The organism is Caulobacter sp. Root343, from assembly GCF_001425745.1.
GTDB lineage: Bacteria > Pseudomonadota > Alphaproteobacteria > Caulobacterales > Caulobacteraceae > Caulobacter.
Genome location: NZ_LMDF01000002.1, coordinates 139,827 through 156,797 on the forward strand (window position 1 = coordinate 139,827; position 16,971 = coordinate 156,797).

The window sequence follows — 16,971 nt, forward strand, 5'->3', positions numbered from 1 at the left end:
CTGCTAGCCCATGAACGCCCCCTTCAAGCCCGACGCCCCGCCCGAATGGAACCTGGCCGACCTCTATGTCGGCCGCGACGACCCCCGGATCGAGACCGACCTCGCCGCCGCCAAGGCCGCCAACGACGAGCTGGCCTCGCTGGAGGGAATGTTCCTGGAGGCCCGCAAGGAGCCTCAGCGCCTGGGCGTGCTGCTGGATCGCGGCATCGGTCTCTACGAACAGGCCACAAACGGACTGTGGAGCGTCGGCGCCTATGCGGCCCTGGCCGCCTCGGTGGCGCGCGACGACCCGGCCTGGGCCAAGTTCGAGGGCGACCTGCGGGCCCGCTCGTCGCAGGTCGCCGCCGAGAGCCTGTTCTTCACGCTGGAGCTGAACCAGCTTGAGGACGGCGAGATCGCCGCCGCGCTTAAGGCCTACCCGGAGGCCGCCCGCTGGGCGCCGTGGCTGCGCCGCGTGCGCCTGTCGCGCCCGCACGAGCTGTCGCCCGAGTTGGAGCGCTTCATCGTCGACAAGGCTCCGGCCGTCGCCAACTGGGTGCGCCTCTATGACGAGACCCTGGCCAAGCTGACCGCCCAGGCCGAAGGCAAGGCCGGCGCCGAGACCCTGACCCTGCCCGAGGCCTTGAACCGACTTTCCGACCCCAGTGTCGAACGCCGCAAGGCCGCCGCCGACGGCCTGGCCAAGGCGCTGTCGGAGCGCGCCTCGACCCAGGCCTTGGTGCTGAACACCCTGGCCTTCGAGAAACAGGTCGAGGATCGCTGGCGCCGTTACGACCACCCGGCCCAGTCGCGGCACCTGGCCAACGAGGTCGACGCCGACGCCGTGGACGCCCTGGAGCAGGCGGTGGTCGAGGCCTATCCGCGCCTGTCGCACCGCTATTACGCGCTGAAGGCCAAGGTCATGGGCCGCGACAGCCTGGACTATTGGGACCGTAACGCTCCGCTGACCGCCGCCGCCCCGCGCGCCTATGCCTGGGACGAGGCCAAGGGCATGGTGCTGGAGAGCTTCCAGGACCTGGCGCCCAAGTTCGCCGACGCCGCCCGGGTGTTCTTCGACCGCCCGTGGATCGACGCCCGTCCGCGTCCCGGCAAGCAGTCCGGCGCCTTCGCCCATCCGGTCACCGCCGACCGCCATCCGTTCGTGTTCCTGAACTATATGGGCGAGCGGCGCGACGTGCTGACCCTGGCTCACGAGCTGGGCCATGCGGTCCACCAGACCCTGTGCGCGCCGCTGGGCACCCTGCTGGCCGACACGCCCCTGACCCTGGCCGAGACCGCCTCGATTTTCGGCGAAGGCCTGGTGTTCGACCGCCTGCTGGCCGAGGCGACGCCCGAGGACCGCAAGGGCCTGCTGGCCGGCAAGATCGAGGACGGCCTCAACACCGTGGTCCGTCAGATCGCCTTCCACCGCTTCGAGCGCCGCTTCCATGAGGCGCGGGCCGAGGGCGAGCTGTCGCCCGACCAGATTGGCGGCCTGTGGCTGGAGGTAATGGGCGAGAGCCTCGGTCCGGCCGTGAAGCTGAACGAGGGCTACGAGCGCTATTGGGCCTATGTCAGCCACTTCTGTCACGCGCCGTTCTACGTCTACGCCTACGCGTTCGGAGACCTGCTGGTGCGCGGCCTGATGGAGAAGCGCCGCGAGGATCCGGCGAAATTCGCTCCGCTTTACGAGGACCTCCTCGCGGCGGGCGGCACGCGCACCTATGTCGAGGCCCTGGCCCCCTTTGGCCTGAACCCCAGGGACAAGGCGTTCTGGGCCGCCGGCTGTTCGCAGTTGGAGCGGCTGGTGGACGAGTTCGAAGCCCTCGTCTGACGGAGCGACGCGATATGCCCACCCAGGAACGCCTGGCCGATTTCATCGCCACCGTGGTCCGCAACGAGCATGTCGAGGCAATCGAACGCTTCTACGCGCCCCACGCGACGATGCAGGAGAACAACGCCCCGCCGCGCGTGGGGCGTGACGTCCTGGTGGCGCACGAGGCGGCCGCCCTGGCGCGGCTTTCCAGGATGGAGACCGAGCCGGCCGGCGACGTGATCCACGACGGCGACCAGGTGGTGATCCGCTGGGTCTTCCACATGACCGGCAAGGACGGCAAGACGCGGCGCTTCGAGGAGCTGGCCCACCAGCACTGGGAGGGCGATTTCATCGTCCGCGAGCGGTTCTTCTACGACCCGGGGCAGTTCGCCTGATGGCCGACGATCGGCGTGATCCGGAACGTGACCGCTTCTCGGGCCGTCTGTCCCGCTTCGCCAAGGTGGGGGCGGGCCTCTCGGGCGCGGCGGTCTCTTACGGCGCCAACCGCGTGTTCGGCGGCGACGACGCCAACGCCCGCAACGCCAAGGCGCTGAAGGCGGCGCTGGGCGGGCTGAAGGGCCCGCTGATGAAGGCGGCGCAGATGTTCGCCACCGTGCCGGACCTGCTGTCGCCGGAATTCGCCAAGGAGCTTGGCGAGCTGCAGACCAACGCCCCGGCCATGGGCTGGCCGTTCGTGCGCCGGCGCATGGCGGCCGAGTTGGGGCCGGACTGGCAGGGCCGGTTCGCGAGCTTCGAACATGAAGCCGCCGCGGCCGCCTCGCTGGGCCAGGTGCATCGCGCCACGACCCATGACGGCCGCGCCCTGGCCGTGAAGCTGCAGTATCCGGACATGCAGAGCGCGGTCGAAAGCGACCTTGGCCAGCTGCGCACCCTGATCGGCCTGATGAAGCGTATGGATGGTTCGATCGACCCGTCCGAGGCCATCGTCGAGATCGGCGACCGCCTGCGCGAGGAGCTGGACTACGCCCGCGAGGCCAAGCTGATGACGCTGTACGGCAACTTCTTCGCCGGGCGTGAGGACATCCGCACGCCGACGCCCGTTCCGGAGTTATCCACAGGGCGCCTGCTGTCGATGACCTGGCTGGACGGCCAGGGCCTGCTGGCCTTCAAGGACGCCTCGCAGGAGACGCGCGACCATGTCGCCGCCCTGTTGTTCGACGCTTGGTGGAGCCCGATGACCCATCTGGGGATCATCCACGGCGATCCGCACCTGGGGAACTACACCTTTGGCGGAGAAGGCGCGGCGCACCTGAACCTGCTGGATTTCGGCTGCATCCGGATCTTCCCGCCGAAGTTCGTGGCGGGCGTGGTGCGGCTCTATCGGGCGCTGTCGAACGACGACCGGGCCGAGCAGATGGAGTCCTATCGCAGTTGGGGCTTCACCGGCCTGACGGACGATCTGGTCGACGCGCTGAACGTCTGGGCCCGTTTCATCTACGGCCCATTGCTGGATGACCGGATCCGCACCGTGGCCGACGACGTTCCACCCGGCGAGTATGGCCGCCGCGAGGCGTTCAGGGTCCGTCAGGCGCTGAAGGCGGTGGGCGGCGTGACCATTCCCCGCGAGTTCGTGTTCATGGACCGCGCGGCGATCGGTCTGGGCGCTGCGTTCCTGCACCTGGGGGCTCGGCACAATTGGCGGGCGTTGTTCGAGGCCTCGCTGGAAGGGTTCTCGGAAGAGGCCGTGGCCGAGCGGCAGGCCAAGGCGCTGGCGGCGGTGGGGCTTTAGAAGTTTCCGATCTTCCCGGCGAAGGCCGTGATCCAGCTCCCAGAACGCCTTGGCCGATTGGAGGGGCGCGGCGCACGTGGAGCCCGCCTCAGCGCTCTTCCATCTGGGCCCCGGCTTTCGCCGGGGAGGTCGGATTTTTGGTCACTCATACTCCGCCAGCAGCCCCTCCAGCTTCCGCTGCTCGGGCTTCATCACCCAGAAATAGCGGGCGGTGTTCCAGCCGACGCTGGCGATCAAGGCCACGCCGAACACGAACAGCATCTGCCAGGTGTCGCGTTCGGTGGCCTTGCCCACCTCGCGCAGCTGTCCGACGCTGACCAGCATCGGCGTTACGAAGACCGGCAACATCATCCAGAAGATCCTCACATTGGTTCGCGCCCGGCGGTTGGCCGCGAGCATCGCGGAAAGCGTGTCGCGCACCGGCGAGCCGTCCGGCTTGCCGCGATGGCGCAGCAGGATTCCGACGACCAGCACCGCGGCCAGCACCAGCCAGCACACCGCCAGCATGGCCAGCGAGCCCCACTCGCGGCCGACGTCCATCCGTCCGGCGGCGATCGTCCGCACCATGAGGGCCGTGAAAATGGTCATGGCGGTCACGGGGATCGCGAAGAACAGGAGTTCGCCACGGCGGCGAGCCTTCAGCGTCTGCATCAGTGTCTCCATCAGATAGGCCTGGGCCTTGTCGTCGGGCGTGTTGGCCGGCGAGCGCCAGGCGGCTTCGAGCTGTTCAAATTCCATCGTCGGCGCCCTCCACGAGGCTGGAGACGCGCTGGCGGATACGGGTCAGGCGCGCCCCGACATTGGTTTCGGAAAGGCCGTGCAGCTGGGCGATCTGGGCGTAGGCCACGCCGTCCAGCGACAGCAGGATCAGCGACCGCTCGACCGGCGGCAGCTGACGGATCGCCGCGTACAGGCGCTCCAGCAGCGCCGCCTGCGGATCCGACCCGGCGTCGCGCGTCAGCAGCTCGGCCTCGACCGTCACGCCGCGCAGCCGCCGGCGGTTTTCGCCGCGCCGCCAGGTCAGGGCGGCGTTGTGAGCGACGCGGTGGACGAACGTCCCGGCTGCACTTTCATCGCGGAACCTGGGTCGCGCCTTCCAGAGGGCGAGCGTCATCTCCTGCAGCAGGTCGTGCTGGTCGGCCGACTCGGCGAAGGCGCGGGCCGTCCGGTGCAGCATCGGCAGATGCGGCGTCAGCCAGGCGGCGAAGTCGCCGTCCCTGTCGATGTCGTGCCTACCGATGTCGTGGTCGCGGCCCATCCGTCTCCCCTGTTTCGAAAGGTTAGACGCCAGCTGGGGCGGCGTCCTTACGGAAGGCTTTCGTTTCTTTCAAACGCTCGTTAGCCTGACCGTATGTCCGACGATCTGACAGACGCCCAGACGACCGCCATCCCCGAAGGCTTCAGCCAGTTGAACTGGTCGCGCGGCTTCGGCCGCCAGATCGGGCCGCTGTTCGAGCATCGCGAGGGCCCTGGCCAGGCGCGCTTGGCCTTTCGGGTCGAGGAGCATCACACCAACGGCCTGGGCAATTGCCACGGCGGCATGCTGATGAGCTTCGCCGACATGGCCTGGGGCCGGATCATCTCGCTGCGACGGTCTTACAGCTGGGTCACGGTGCGGCTGATGTGCGACTTCCTCTCCGGCGCCAAGCTGGGCGACTGGGTGGAGGGCGAGGGCGAGCTGATCGGCGAGGAAGACCTGCTGTTCACCGTGCGCGGCCGCATCTGGACTGGCGACCGCGTCCTGATCACCGGCACCGGGATCTTCAAGGCCCTGGCCCCTCGCAAGCCGCGTCCCGGCGAGCTGGCCTACAAGGAAGAGGCTTGAGGCATGGCCGACGACCAGACCCGGCCCGTTTCCCTGCTCGCGCCGTTCAAGGGCCAGAAGCCACCCGCGCCGGCCTGGTTCGACGCCGCCATCGCCCAGGCGCCCGACCGTTCGCTGATCGAGGCCGACGGCGCCAGGATCGAGCTCCTGACCTGGGGCGAGGTCGGCAAGCCCGGCCTGTTGTTCCTGCACGGCAACGGCGCCCACGCCGACTGGTGGAGCTTCATCGCGCCGTTCTTCGCCAAAGACTGGCGGGTCGCGGCCATCTCGTGGGCCGGCATGGGCGACAGCGACTGGCGCGAGGCCTATTCGGGCGAGAGCTTCGCGGCCGAGATCTTTTCGGCTGTCGAGGCCGCCGGCCTCGAAGCCGGCGGGGTCAAGCCGATCCTGGTCGGCCACTCGTTCGGCGGCTTTCCCACGCTCTACTGCGCCGCCTTGCACGCCGACCGGCTGCGCGGCGTGGTGATGGCCGACAGCAGCATCCAGCCGCCGGAAAAGCGCTGGAAAGGCCCGCCGCCGCGCCCGGACGCGGCTAACCGCATCTATGAGACCCTGGAGGAGGCCCTGGGCCGCTTCCGCCTGGCCCCGCCGCAGCCGTGCGAGAACCTCTACATCGCCGACTTCGTCGCCAGGCGTTCGCTGAAGGAAGTCGACGGCGGCTGGACCTGGAAGTTCGACCCCGCCATCTGGCAACGCTTCAAGATGCCCGACCTGGGCGATCTGCTGACCAGGATCGCCTGCCCGGCCGCCCTGATGTGGGGCGAGCGGTCGAACCTGATGCACGCCGAGACCTTGGACTATATGATCGCCCAGATGCCCAAGGACGTGCTGCTCTTGCCCCTGCCCGACGCCGACCACCACGTGATGATCGATCAGCCCCTGGCCTTCGTGGCCGGGCTTCGCGGACTGCTGGCGGCCTGGGCCTGACGGCGTGAGCGGCCCCGTTCTCGTCTACGCGCCCGATCGCGGGATCGGCGACCTGATGTGGCACCTGCCGACTATCCGGGCGATCGCGGCGGCGACGCCGGAGGGCAAGGTGGTGCTGGTCGCGCGGCCCGCCAGCCGCGCCGCCGAGGTGCTGGCGGTGGAGCCGACCGTCGAACGCGTCCTCTACGCCCCGAACTACAAGGACAAACTCAAGGGCGTGCGCGAGGTCATCGACTTCTGGAAGATCTGCCGGGCCGAGAGGCCGCGCGCGGCATGGATCCTGGAGAAGATCGACCGTCCCGCCATCGCCGCCGCCCTGGCCGGCGTGCCCGAGCGGCGCGGCTTTGGCTTGGGGCATGGTCAGGAGACCTTCCTGACCACGGGGCCCTATCTCCCGAAATCCATGCGTCCGGCCCACCGGATCGACAAGCTGGAGGCCTTCGAAAAGGCCCATGGTCTGGTCGTGACGAGTCGCGAGCCGGCGCTGAAGCTGGATCCCAAGGCGTTGGAGGCGGTGAGGGCGCGCTACGCCGACAGGCCTGGCCCGTGGCTGACGCTCGGTATCGGCGCCAGCGAACCCGCCCGCACATGGCCCGCCGAGCGCTTCGCCGAGACGGCCACGCGGCTCGCGGACCTGTTCGGCACGATGTTCTGGATCGGCGGCCCGCACGAAGCCGATGGGGCCAAGGCGGCCATCGGCGACCTGCCGAACAATGTCGTCGCCTGCGACCTGAGCCTGGACCAGTCGGCGGCCCTGATCGCCCTGTCGGCCGGGTTCCTGGGCAACGATTCGGGGCCGCTGAACGTGGCCGCCGCGGTTGGTACGCCGTGCGTGGGCCTGATGGGCACCGCGCCGGTCCCGGCCTATTCCCGCTGGCTCTCGCGCCTGGACGGCGGGGAAGGGCGAATCGCGGACATCGCGGTCGACCAGGCTGTCGAAGCCGTACGCATCCGGTTCCTTAAGGAGGCGTGGGACAATTCGTACGCTTGAGACCTAGCGCCTCGCGTTGTATCGGGCGGGCTCGGTATCCTCCCTTTGCTTCCAAGGACGACACATGGCCGGCGACTATCAACGCGGTAAGATGGACATTTCGGAACAAGCCGCGACCTTCGCGGCGTTCAACGGCATGACCAAGTGGGGTTCGCTGGCTATCGCCACCCTGCTGCTGTTCATCACGCTGCTGTTCTGCACCCCGACCGGCTTCGTCGGTAGCGCTATCGCCGCCGTGGTGCTGCTGGCCGCCGGGATCTTCTTCCTCCGCGAAAAGCCTGCGACCGCCCACTGACACCGGTAGACATCGGCATTTTTTCTCCCTGAACTGCATGTCGAGCCTCGACAAGAGGCAAGACTATCCCCTACAGAGCGCCCCATGCTGGTGAGCAAACAGCGCTCTGGGGAGGGGTATGCCGATGGCCGTTATTGCCGTCACGAAAGAGACCCGCGCGAACGAGACGCGGGTCGCGGCCACGCCTGAAACCGTCAAGAAGCTCGGCGCCGCCGGCTTCTCGGTGGTGGTCCAGGCGGGGGCGGGGACGGCCGCGTCCTATCCGGACGCCGACTACGAGGCGGCGGGCGCCAAGCTGGTCAAGACCGCCAAGGACGCCCTGAAGGACGCCGACGTCCTGTTCAAGGTGCGCGCGCCCGAGGCGGCCGAGATCGCAGCGCTCAAGAAAGGCGCGATCGTCGCCGCGGCGCTCAATCCATATCAGGACAAGGAGACGCTGGACGCCCTGGCCAAGGCCGGTGCGACCGCGATCGCCATGGAGTTCATCCCGCGCATCACCCGCGCCCAGGTGATGGACATGCTCTCGTCTCAGGCCAACCTGGCCGGTTATCGCGCCGTGATCGAAGGCGCCGAGGCCTATGGCAAGGCCCTGCCGATGATGATGACCGCCGCCGGCACCGTCGCCGCGGCCAAGGTGTTCATCATGGGCGTCGGCGTCGCCGGCCTGCAGGCCATCGCCACGGCCCGTCGCCTGGGGGCGGTGGTCACCGCCACCGACGTGCGTCCGGCCACCAAGGAGCAGGTCGAGTCGCTGGGCGCCAAGTTCCTGGCCGTCGAGGACGAGGAGTTCAAGAACGCCCAGACCGCCGGCGGCTACGCCAAGGAGATGTCCAAGGAATACCAGGCCAAGCAGGCCGAACTGGTTTCCTCGCACATCGCCAAGCAGGACATCGTCATCACCACGGCCCTGATCCCGGGGCGTCCCGCGCCCAAGCTGGTCAGCGCCGCCCAGGTGGCCTCGATGCGGGCTGGCTCGATCCTGGTCGACCTGGCCATCGAGCAGGGCGGCAATGTCGAGGGCGCGAAACTGAACGAAACGGTCCTGACCGCCAACGGCGCCAAGATCCTCGGCCACGCCAATCTGCCGGGCCGCATCGCCACCGACGCCAGCGCGCTCTACGCCCGCAACCTGGTGGCGCTGGCGACCCTGTTCATGACGAAGGAGGGCGCGTTCGCGCCCAACTTCGAGGACGAGATCCTGCAGGCCGCCGTCGTCACCCGCGACGGCGCGATCGTGCACCCGAACCTGAAGACCGCCTAACCGAGCTCAAGAGAAGGGAGGCTCCCATGGAAGCCGTCGACCCCACCGTGTTCCGTCTGGCGATCTTCGTGCTCGCCATCTTCGTCGGCTACTACGTCGTCTGGAGCGTGACGCCCGCGCTGCACACGCCGCTGATGGCCGTGACCAACGCCATTTCGTCGGTGATCATCGTCGGCGCTCTGCTGGCCGCCGCGGCCCATGGCGCCAATTCCGACTTGGCCGGCGGCGCCGTCGCCGGCTCGACCTGGATCTCCAAGGGGGCCGGCGCGATCGCCGCGGCCTTCGCGGCGGTCAACATCTTCGGCGGCTTCTTGGTCACCCAGCGAATGCTGGCGATGTACAAGAAGAAAGAGAAGAAGTGAGCGGACGAGAGCAGGGGGAACCACAACAATGAACGCCAATCTCGCCGCCATTCTCTACATCGTCTCGGGGGTGCTGTTCATCCTCGCGCTGCGTGGCCTGTCCAGCCCGGTGACCAGCCAGGCGGGCAACCGTAACGGCATGATCGGCATGGCCATCGCCGTCGGCACCACCCTGGCCACCCTGTGGAGTCAGGGCGCGCTGGACGTCGTGACCCTGGGCCTGATCCTGGGCGGCGTCGCCGTCGGGGGCGCGGTCGGGGCCGTCATCGCCCGCAAGGTCGCCATGACCTCGATGCCGCAGCTGGTCGCCGCCTTCCACTCGTTGGTCGGCATGGCCGCCTGCCTGGTGGCCGTGGCCGCCATCTACACGCCCGCCGCCTACGGCATCGTGGGCCAGGACGGCGCCATCCACCTCAACAGCCTGATTGAGCTATCGCTCGGCTTGGCCATCGGAGCGATCACCTTCACCGGCTCGGTCATCGCCTTCGCCAAGCTGAACGGCAACATGGGCGGCGCGCCGATCCTGCTGCCGGGCCGCCATCTGCTGAACATCCTGATCGCGGCCGCCATCGTGGCCCTGGTCGTGGTGCTGGTGGTCAGCGGCGGCCACGCCATCTGGGCCTTCTGGGGCATCTTCGCCCTCAGCCTGCTGATCGGCGTCACCCTGATCATCCCGATCGGCGGCGCGGACATGCCGGTCGTGGTGTCGATGCTGAACAGCTATTCCGGCTGGGCGGCGGCGGCGCTGGGCTTCACGCTCGAGAACACCACCCTGATCATCACCGGCGCGCTCGTCGGCTCGTCGGGCGCGATCCTGTCCTACATCATGTGCAAGGGCATGAACCGCTCGTTCGTCTCGGTGATCCTGGGCGGCTTCGGCGCCGATGCCTCGGCGGCCGCCGGCCCCGGCGGCAAGGTCGAGAGCCGTCCGGTCAAGCAGGGCTCGGCCGACGACGCGGCCTTCATCATGAAGAACGCCAGCAAGGTGATCATCGTCCCCGGCTACGGCATGGCCGTCTCCCAGGCCCAGCACATCCTTCGCGAGATGTGCGACAAGCTGAAGGAAGAGGGCGTCGAGGTGAAGTACGCCATCCACCCCGTCGCCGGCCGCATGCCCGGCCACATGAACGTGCTGCTGGCCGAAGCCAACGTCCCCTATGACGAGGTGTTCGAGCTGGAGGACATCAACAGCGAGTTCTCGACGGCCGACGTGGCCTTCGTGATCGGGGCCAACGACGTCACCAACCCGGCGGCCAAGACCGACCCGACCAGCGCCATCTACGGCATGCCGATCCTGGATGTCGAAAAGGCCCGCACGGTCCTCTTCATCAAGCGCGGCATGGCCTCGGGCTATGCCGGCGTCGAGAACGAGCTGTTCTTCCGCGACAACACGATGATGCTGTTCGGCGACGCCAAGAAGATGGTCGAAGGCATCGTGAAGGGGCTCTAGGGCTCGCCTTCACGGGAAACGACGAAGGCCCCGGCGACAACGCCGGGGCCTTTTTCGTGGCCCCAGGCCGACCAAAACAAAGGCCCCAGGGTTACCTGGGGCCTCTGTCGCGGGGTGCGGGGAGGTGGGGTGTTTCGGGGGAGGCCTTGCCGAAGATCACTTGGCGGCGAACTCGGTCGACTTGGCGCGGGCGGCGATGGCCAGGTTGTCGCGCTGAGCGGTCGGCAGCTGGCGTTCGACTTCGCGCTGCACGGCGACGACGCAGCCACGGGGGGTCATGCCATCCAGGTTCCCGGCGCGCAGCTTGGCCAGGCACAGCTCTTCACCAGCGGTCTCGACGCGGGCCTTGAACAGCTTGGCTTGCGACGGATTGGCCAGGTTCAGGTCGCCGTAGGCGATGCTGATGGTCTGTTCGCGCTCGGCGGCGTTGGCGGCTTGGGTCAGGCCCAGGATCGGCACGGCGGCCAGGCTCAGGCTGGCGACGGTGGTCAGGCTCATGATGAACTTGCGCATTTGAAGTATCCCTCTGGTGTGGCGCTTCTTCGTGCGCCGATGAATACTGTGTATGTCGAAGAGTTCGCCAAGTCCCGTTACGTCTCCTTCATGACGTGTAATTTAAAGAGTGACGACCATTTAATGATGTGAACTTCATGTAATGTATGTCGAATACATGAAGGTCCGCGCGCCAAGCTGCGCCATAAGGTAAATGAACGGTTAAGCTGCGCCCTGTTTTCGCCCCATGCGACATTCATAGACCCCGCCAATTCACCAACCCGAAAGGTCGGTGTGAGAGCTAGATCGCCTGCGCGCGGTCCTCTCAGGCGACCGAACGTCGAAGAGGTAGCGGTTTGATCTCCAAGAGCCTGGCTGTTCCGCCCCAGCACCTGCGCGTCGCGTTCTTCACGATGCTGGGCGTCGCCGCGATGGCGGGAGCCCTGAACGGCGCCGTGGCCCTGGGCGAATGGGTGTCCCGCGCTGCGCCGACTTCCGAGCCGACCCCCGCCGCCGTCAAGGCCGAGCCCCAGGTCGAAGAGGAGGCCGAGCCCGCCCCGCCGCCGCCGGCCTTCCAATTCGACGCGCCGTTGCCGGGCCGGGTGATCAACTCGCCGTTCGGCCTGCGCCAGCTGCCGTGGGAAGAGAACGGCCGCCTGCACCAGGGCGTCGATATCGCGGCCCCCGGCGGCGCGGCGGTCAAGGTCGCCGCCGACGGCGTGGTCAAGGCCACCGGCGTCAGCCCCACCTACGGCCGCTATGTGCTGGTGATGCACAAGGGGGGGCTCACCACGATGTACGCCCACCTCGCCGGGGCGGCCAAGGGCGTCAAGCGTGGCGCCTATCTGCATCGCGGCGACACCGTCGCCTTCGTCGGCAATTCGGGCCGCTCGACCGGCTCGCACCTGCACTTCGAGATCCGCAAGGGCGACAAGCCGCTGAACCCCAGCTTCTTCCTGGGGCGCAGCTTCGCCGAGGCCAACGACCTGCCGATCAAGGCGGCGGGCAAGGTGTCGCGCAAGGTCCGCCTGGCTACCGTCTCGAAATGGCCCGATAGCGTGGCCAAGGCCGGCAAGACGGCGGGTGGGGTCAAGGTCGCGCGGCTGAAGAACGGCCGCGTTCGGGCCACCATTCCCGTCGTCGCGATCCAGGCGCCCGGCGCCGCATCGACGGCCAGCTCGACGGGTTCGTCCGTCTAAAGCTCAGTTCTCGAGCCAACGCGCCTCGACGCGTCACAAAGCCTCACTACATTGAACGTCATGATCCAGCTTCTCGGTCGTGGCGTCGCGGGCCTCGCGCTCCTCTTGGTTTCCTATATCGCCGTCGGGGGGCTGATGAGCGCCGCCGGTGCGCCCAAGCCCCGAGGGCAGATGGTCGAGATCGAGCCGGGGCGAACGCTGCGGCTGGTTTGCGAGGGCCCCAAAAGCGACCGGCCGATCGTCTGGCTGGAGGCCGGCGCCTTCGGTCTCGCGGCCGACTGGGGCGGAACCCAGGAAGCCCTGACCGCCGCCGGCTGGCGCTCGTGCGCCTACGACCGCGCTGGCATGGGCTACTCGCCGAAGGGGCCCAGCCCGCGCGACGGGATCGCCATCGTCACGGACTTCGAAAAGCTGGTCGCCGCCTCAGGCGAGCCGGGGCCCTACATCCTGGTCGGCCACTCGATGGCCGGCCTGCGGCTGCGTGAGTACGCCGGGCGTAACCCCGACAAGGTGGCGGGGATCGTCCTGGTCGACGCCGCCACGCCGGAAGCCGCCCAGAACCCGCAGATGCGGGGCTTCATCAAGACCTTCGCCAGCGCCTCGAAATGGGCCGCGCGCGGGGCCTCGATCGGGCTCTACAAGCCGCTGGTCCATACGCGCCTGGGCGACAAGATCGACCTGCCGCCGGCCGCCAAGGCCGAGAAGGGCTGGGCCTTCGCCAACGGCCGCCACAACCGGACGGCGGCCGAAGAGGTCGCGCTGTGGCCGGAGGCTTCGGCCCAGGCCGCCGCCCAGCCGCCGTTCGATCCCAAATGGCCGGTCGCGGTGGTCACCGCCGGACCGGTCGCCGGCCGCGAGCTGCGCAAGGAAATGCAGGCCGCGCCCGCTCGCAAATCCGAGCATGGCCTGGTCGACCACGTCGAGGCCGCCACCCACACCCTGCTGATCGGCCGCCGCTTCGCCGACCACATCGTTCGCGCCGTCGCCTTCGTGGCCGACGCCTCCAAAAAGGGCTGATACAACCGGAGGACAAGGTCGATTCGGGAGGTCGCCGCCATGGTCAACGCCGTCAGCCTGGAGGGCGTCAGCAAGACCTACGGCGACTTCCACGCCGTTCGAGACGTCGGTTTCGAGGTCCCTGCCGGCCGGATCACCGGATTCCTGGGTCCCAACGGCGCGGGCAAGACCTCGACCATCCGCATGATCCTGGGCCTGCTGCCGGCCAGCGCGGGCCGGATCACGGTGCTGGGCGCCGACGACGCCACGCGGGTCCGCGACCGGATCGGCTTCCTCCCCGAGGAGCGCGGCCTCTACAAGCGCATGACCCCGATCGACGCCATCGTCTTCTTCGCGGGCCTGAAGGGCGTGCCCGAGGCCGAGGGGCGCAGGCGAGCCAAGGCGATGCTGGAGGCCCAAGGCCTGGGCTTCGCCATGAAACGGCCGATCAAGGACCTGTCCAAGGGCATGGCCCAGAAGGTCCAGCTGATCTCGGCCCTGGCCCACGAACCCGAACTGGTGGTGCTGGACGAGCCGTTCTCGGGCCTGGATCCGGTCAACCAGCAGGCGCTGGAGGGCATGATCCGCGAGATCGCGGCGCGCGGGGCCACGGTGCTGTTCTCCACCCACGTGATGCAGCACGCCGAGCGGTTGTGCGACAAGGTCGTGCTGATGGCGCGGGGGAAAAAGGTGTTCGACGGCGACGTCGCCACCGCTCGCCGCGCCGCGCCGAGGGCTCTGGTGCTGGAGGGCGCGTTATCCGCCGCCGAGGTCGCGGCGCTGCCGGGCCTGGGGACGGTGGCCTCCGAGGCCCTGTCCGATGGCGACTGGCGACACGTGGCCGCCCTGCCGGAGGACAGCACGGGTCAGGACGCGCTGAAGACCGCCTTCGCCCGTGACCTGGCCTTGCGCCGGTTCGAGCTCAAGGAACCCAGCCTGCACGACGCCTTCATCGTCCTGACGGGAGGCCAGGCATGAGCCGGCTGCTCAAGATCGCCCGCCGCGAGTACCTGGCCTATGTCCGCACCGTCGGCTTTTGGCTGTCGATCATCGCCCTGCCGCTGGTGCTCGGGATCAGCACCCTGGCGCCGCTGCTGACGATGAAGTCGGCCCAGCCCGAGCGGCTGGCCATCGTCGACCTGACCGGCCAGAACCTGGGCCCCGCCATCGCCAAGACACTGGTCGAGGACCAGGGCCGCGCCACGGCCCGCGCCTTGCGCTCGGCCGCCCTGTCCGCCGCTGGCCCCAAGGCCCAGGAAGAGGTCCGCAAGGCCCAGGTCCGGGGCGGCGACGCGGCCGGGCGTGAGGTCCTGGCCCGCTACAATCCGGCCGCCGCCGCCCGTTTCAAGGCGCCCAAGGCCAAGACCATCGTCCTGCCCGCGCCGGCCGAGGCTCAGGCGGCCAAGACCGCCCGCGAAGCCGGGGTCGCCGCTCGCCGCGACGTCGCCGCCAAGCGTCTCGATTCGGTGCTGATTCTGAGCGGACGCGACGATGCGGTCGTCATGGACCTCTGGAGCCGCAATCTCGGCGCCCCGGTGCTGGAAAACGACCTGAAGCGCGCCGTCGGCGACTTGATGCGCGAACGGGCCCTGACCCGGGCCGGGGTCTCGCCCCAGACCCTGAAGGCCGCCGACGATCTCAAGCCCGTGTTCAACAGCCTTTCGCCCAAGGCCGCTTCGGGCGAGAAGGTGGCCCTGCGCGACCGGTTGCCGACCTTCGTGGGCGTGGTGGCCAGCCTTGTACTGTGGTCGATGGCCCTGACGGGGGCGAGCATCCTGCTCAACAGCGTTATCGAGGAGAAGTCGAGCAAGATCCTCGAAGTGCTGCTGTCCTCGGCTTCGGTTCCCGAGATCATGGGCGGCAAGATCCTGGGCGTCGCGGGCCTGACCCTGACCGTACTGTTCATCTGGGCCCTGGGCGGGGCGTTCGCCCTGATCAACTTCGCTCCCGGTCTGGCGGCGGACCTGTTGGCTGTGTTGCTGGGCAAGGGCCTGATCTTCTATTTCGGGATCTATCTGGTCCTGGGCTATCTGATGTACGCGGCGCTGTTCGCCGGTATCGGGGCCTTCTGCGAGACCCAGCGCGACGCCCAGACGCTGCTGGGGCCGATCATGATGGTTATGGCCGTCCCGATGATCTTCATGGGCCAGGCGCTGCGTTCGCCCGACGCGCCGATCGTCAGCGCCCTGTCGTGGTTCCCGCCGTTTACGCCGTTCCTGATGCCCGTGCGCATCGCCAGCGATCCGCCGGTAGCCCAGGTGGTCGGCACGACGGTGCTGATGGTCGTGACCACCGTGGCGATCGTCGCCTTCTCGACCCGCGCCTTCCACGTGGGGGCGCTCGCGACAGGCAAGGTGGATCTGAGAACGCTGCTGGGGCGCATCGCGCGCAAGCAGGCGGGGTAGGGGGCGGCCGCAACCCAGCCCCCAAATGCAACGAAGGCCGCGCGGATCACCGCGCGGCCTTCGAAATCTTCGGCGAAGCTGAAGAGGTCCGGTTTTACCGGGCGACCTTCTTCGGCATCGGCAGCAGGCCTTCGCGCTGGGCGCGCTTGCGGGCCAGCTTGCGAGCGCGACGGACGGCTTCGGCCTTTTGACGGGCGCGCTTTTCCGACGGCTTTTCATAATGCACGTGCCGCTTCATTTCGCGGAACGAGCCTTCGCGTTGCATCTTCTTCTTCAGAGCCTTCAGGGCCTGATCGACGTTGTTGTCGCGGACGAAAATCTGGACCAGGGGTATCTCTCCATTCGACAGCCCGACCAATGTTCCCAAGTCCCTCTTGAGGGGCCGGGCGGGCGAACAAAACTGGGTAACCTGGAAGGGGTTCTCCCAGGCGATGAGGCGGGGCTGATAGCAGGGGCGAGGCGCTTTGTCCATGCGCGACGCGACCGAAACACCGGTGTAGACTCGGATTCATGAGCCAAACCGCCGAACCCTCCAGCCAAGCTTCGGATCAACCGGGGTCGTCGTGGGCCGACTCGGCCGAGCAGCGCGTGCTGGATGAAGCCCTGCGCCTGGCGCCGAAAGCCGGCTGGAACGCCGGACTCGTCTCGCGCGCCCTGGCGGCGGCGGGCCTGTCCGAGGCCGAGGGCCAGCTGCTGTTGCCCGAAGGCGCGCGCGACCTGGCTGCCCTGCTGTCGCGGCGCCATGACGCGGCGGCGTTGGCTCGCCTGCGGACATTCGACGTCGCGGCGCTGAAGATTCGCCAACGGATTCGCGAGGGCGTCGTGGCCCGGCTGGACGCGGCCCAGGAGCATGCCGACGTGCTGCGCTCGCTGGCCGCCTTCCTAGCGTTTCCGACCAACCTGGCCCTGGCCGTGCGGCTGACCTGGGAATCGGCCGACGTCCTCTGGCGCTGGGCCGGTGATACGGCGACCGACGAGAACCATTATTCGAAGCGGGCGATCCTGTCGGGCATCCTGGTCTCGACCCTGGCCGTCGACATGGCCTCGGGCCGCGCCTCGGCGCTGTCGCACCTGGACGCGCGCATCGACAACGTCATGGCCTTCGAGAAATGGAAGGCGGGCCTGAAGCCGATGGACGTGGCGGGCGAGGTGGTCTCGGCCCTGGCGCGGATGCGTTACGGGAAGTAGGGGAATTTCTCCTCCCCTTTCGGGGGAGGTGGCCC

The 16,971-nt window shown here is 68.4% G+C and carries 19 protein-coding genes; 15 read left to right on the forward strand and 4 right to left on the reverse strand.

Features of this window, described 5'->3' with window-relative positions; all coding sequences use genetic code 11:
- Positions 1 to 10: 10 nt before the first annotated feature.
- The 3 genes from ASC70_RS03225 to ASC70_RS03235 are packed head-to-tail and all read left to right on the forward strand — an operon-like array spanning position 11 to position 3,545.
- Positions 11 to 1,813 carry a M3 family oligoendopeptidase gene (locus tag ASC70_RS03225; protein WP_056046428.1) on the forward strand — a complete coding sequence of 601 codons (1,803 nt, stop codon included), beginning with the start codon at positions 11 to 13 and terminating at the stop codon, positions 1,811 to 1,813.
- Between the two features lie 14 nt (positions 1,814 to 1,827).
- Positions 1,828 to 2,190, forward strand: a complete 363-nt coding sequence (locus tag ASC70_RS03230; protein ID WP_056046432.1) for a nuclear transport factor 2 family protein — start codon at positions 1,828 to 1,830, stop codon at positions 2,188 to 2,190.
- Positions 2,190 to 3,545, forward strand: a complete 1,356-nt coding sequence (locus ASC70_RS03235; RefSeq protein WP_056046436.1) for an AarF/ABC1/UbiB kinase family protein — start codon at positions 2,190 to 2,192, stop codon at positions 3,543 to 3,545. Before ASC70_RS03230 ends, ASC70_RS03235 begins: the two co-directional genes overlap by 1 nt.
- A 141-nt stretch (positions 3,546 to 3,686) precedes the next feature.
- Here ASC70_RS03235 and ASC70_RS03240 read toward each other — a convergent pair whose 3' ends face one another.
- Together ASC70_RS03240 and ASC70_RS03245 are read right to left on the reverse strand one after the other, a co-directional pair.
- Positions 3,687 to 4,283, reverse strand: coding sequence for a hypothetical protein (locus ASC70_RS03240; RefSeq protein WP_056046438.1), 597 nt, complete (start codon positions 4,281 to 4,283; stop codon positions 3,687 to 3,689).
- The gene (locus ASC70_RS03245; protein WP_056046440.1) at positions 4,273 to 4,803 is read right to left on the reverse strand and encodes an RNA polymerase sigma factor; all 531 of its coding nucleotides are present in this window, start codon (positions 4,801 to 4,803) and stop codon (positions 4,273 to 4,275) included. Before ASC70_RS03245 ends, ASC70_RS03240 begins: the two co-directional genes overlap by 11 nt.
- Positions 4,804 to 4,896: 93 nt before the next feature.
- On the opposite strand from ASC70_RS03245, the gene ASC70_RS03250 reads away from it, so the two are divergent.
- The 7 genes from ASC70_RS03250 (at position 4,897) to ASC70_RS03280 (ending at position 10,656) form a co-directional block, all read left to right on the forward strand.
- The gene (locus ASC70_RS03250; protein ID WP_047403579.1) at positions 4,897 to 5,370 is read left to right on the forward strand and encodes a PaaI family thioesterase; all 474 of its coding nucleotides are present in this window, start codon (positions 4,897 to 4,899) and stop codon (positions 5,368 to 5,370) included.
- Positions 5,371 to 5,373: 3 nt separating this feature from the next.
- Positions 5,374 to 6,297, forward strand: coding sequence for an alpha/beta fold hydrolase (locus tag ASC70_RS03255; RefSeq protein ID WP_056046442.1), 924 nt, complete (start codon positions 5,374 to 5,376; stop codon positions 6,295 to 6,297).
- Positions 6,298 to 6,352: 55 nt separating this feature from the next.
- Positions 6,353 to 7,288 carry a glycosyltransferase family 9 protein gene (locus ASC70_RS03260; protein WP_082539577.1) on the forward strand — a complete coding sequence of 312 codons (936 nt, stop codon included), beginning with the start codon at positions 6,353 to 6,355 and terminating at the stop codon, positions 7,286 to 7,288.
- A gap of 64 nt (positions 7,289 to 7,352) precedes the next feature.
- On the forward strand, positions 7,353 to 7,583 hold the full coding sequence (locus tag ASC70_RS03265) for an aa3-type cytochrome c oxidase subunit IV (RefSeq protein WP_056046445.1): 231 nt from the start codon (positions 7,353 to 7,355) through the stop codon (positions 7,581 to 7,583).
- Positions 7,584 to 7,701: 118 nt separating this feature from the next.
- Positions 7,702 to 8,844 carry a Re/Si-specific NAD(P)(+) transhydrogenase subunit alpha gene (locus tag ASC70_RS03270; RefSeq protein ID WP_162247179.1) on the forward strand — a complete coding sequence of 381 codons (1,143 nt, stop codon included), beginning with the start codon at positions 7,702 to 7,704 and terminating at the stop codon, positions 8,842 to 8,844.
- A gap of 26 nt (positions 8,845 to 8,870) precedes the next feature.
- Positions 8,871 to 9,206, forward strand: coding sequence for a proton-translocating transhydrogenase family protein (locus tag ASC70_RS03275; RefSeq protein ID WP_047403586.1), 336 nt, complete (start codon positions 8,871 to 8,873; stop codon positions 9,204 to 9,206).
- A 28-nt stretch (positions 9,207 to 9,234) separates the two neighbouring features.
- Positions 9,235 to 10,656 carry an NAD(P)(+) transhydrogenase (Re/Si-specific) subunit beta gene (locus tag ASC70_RS03280; RefSeq protein ID WP_056046447.1) on the forward strand — a complete coding sequence of 474 codons (1,422 nt, stop codon included), beginning with the start codon at positions 9,235 to 9,237 and terminating at the stop codon, positions 10,654 to 10,656.
- A gap of 156 nt (positions 10,657 to 10,812) precedes the next feature.
- On the opposite strand, the gene ASC70_RS03285 is transcribed toward ASC70_RS03280, so the two are convergent.
- Positions 10,813 to 11,169: a UrcA family protein gene (locus ASC70_RS03285; protein WP_056046449.1), complete on the reverse strand. Its 357-nt coding sequence runs from the start codon at positions 11,167 to 11,169 to the stop codon at positions 10,813 to 10,815.
- Positions 11,170 to 11,504: 335 nt separating this feature from the next.
- Between ASC70_RS03285 and ASC70_RS03290 the strand changes: the two genes are divergently transcribed.
- From ASC70_RS03290 to ASC70_RS03305, 4 genes are read left to right on the forward strand one after another with little or no spacing between them, the layout of a single operon-like run.
- Positions 11,505 to 12,347 (forward strand): M23 family metallopeptidase, encoded by an 843-nt coding sequence (locus tag ASC70_RS03290; protein WP_235519224.1) that lies wholly within the window; start codon positions 11,505 to 11,507, stop codon positions 12,345 to 12,347.
- A 60-nt stretch (positions 12,348 to 12,407) separates the two neighbouring features.
- The gene (locus tag ASC70_RS03295; RefSeq protein WP_082539556.1) at positions 12,408 to 13,364 is read left to right on the forward strand and encodes an alpha/beta fold hydrolase; all 957 of its coding nucleotides are present in this window, start codon (positions 12,408 to 12,410) and stop codon (positions 13,362 to 13,364) included.
- Between the two features lie 39 nt (positions 13,365 to 13,403).
- On the forward strand, positions 13,404 to 14,321 hold the full coding sequence (locus ASC70_RS03300; RefSeq protein WP_056046453.1) for an ABC transporter ATP-binding protein: 918 nt from the start codon (positions 13,404 to 13,406) through the stop codon (positions 14,319 to 14,321).
- Positions 14,318 to 15,748 (forward strand): ABC transporter permease, encoded by a 1,431-nt coding sequence (locus ASC70_RS03305; protein ID WP_056046456.1) that lies wholly within the window; start codon positions 14,318 to 14,320, stop codon positions 15,746 to 15,748. Before ASC70_RS03300 ends, ASC70_RS03305 begins: the two co-directional genes overlap by 4 nt.
- A gap of 94 nt (positions 15,749 to 15,842) precedes the next feature.
- On the opposite strand, the gene rpsU is transcribed toward ASC70_RS03305, so the two are convergent.
- Positions 15,843 to 16,076, reverse strand: a complete 234-nt coding sequence (gene rpsU / locus ASC70_RS03310) for a 30S ribosomal protein S21 (RefSeq protein ID WP_082009052.1) — start codon at positions 16,074 to 16,076, stop codon at positions 15,843 to 15,845.
- Between the two features lie 182 nt (positions 16,077 to 16,258).
- On the opposite strand from rpsU, the gene ASC70_RS03315 reads away from it, so the two are divergent.
- The gene (locus ASC70_RS03315) at positions 16,259 to 16,936 is read left to right on the forward strand and encodes a COQ9 family protein (RefSeq protein WP_056046457.1); all 678 of its coding nucleotides are present in this window, start codon (positions 16,259 to 16,261) and stop codon (positions 16,934 to 16,936) included.
- Positions 16,937 to 16,971 lie beyond the last annotated feature (35 nt).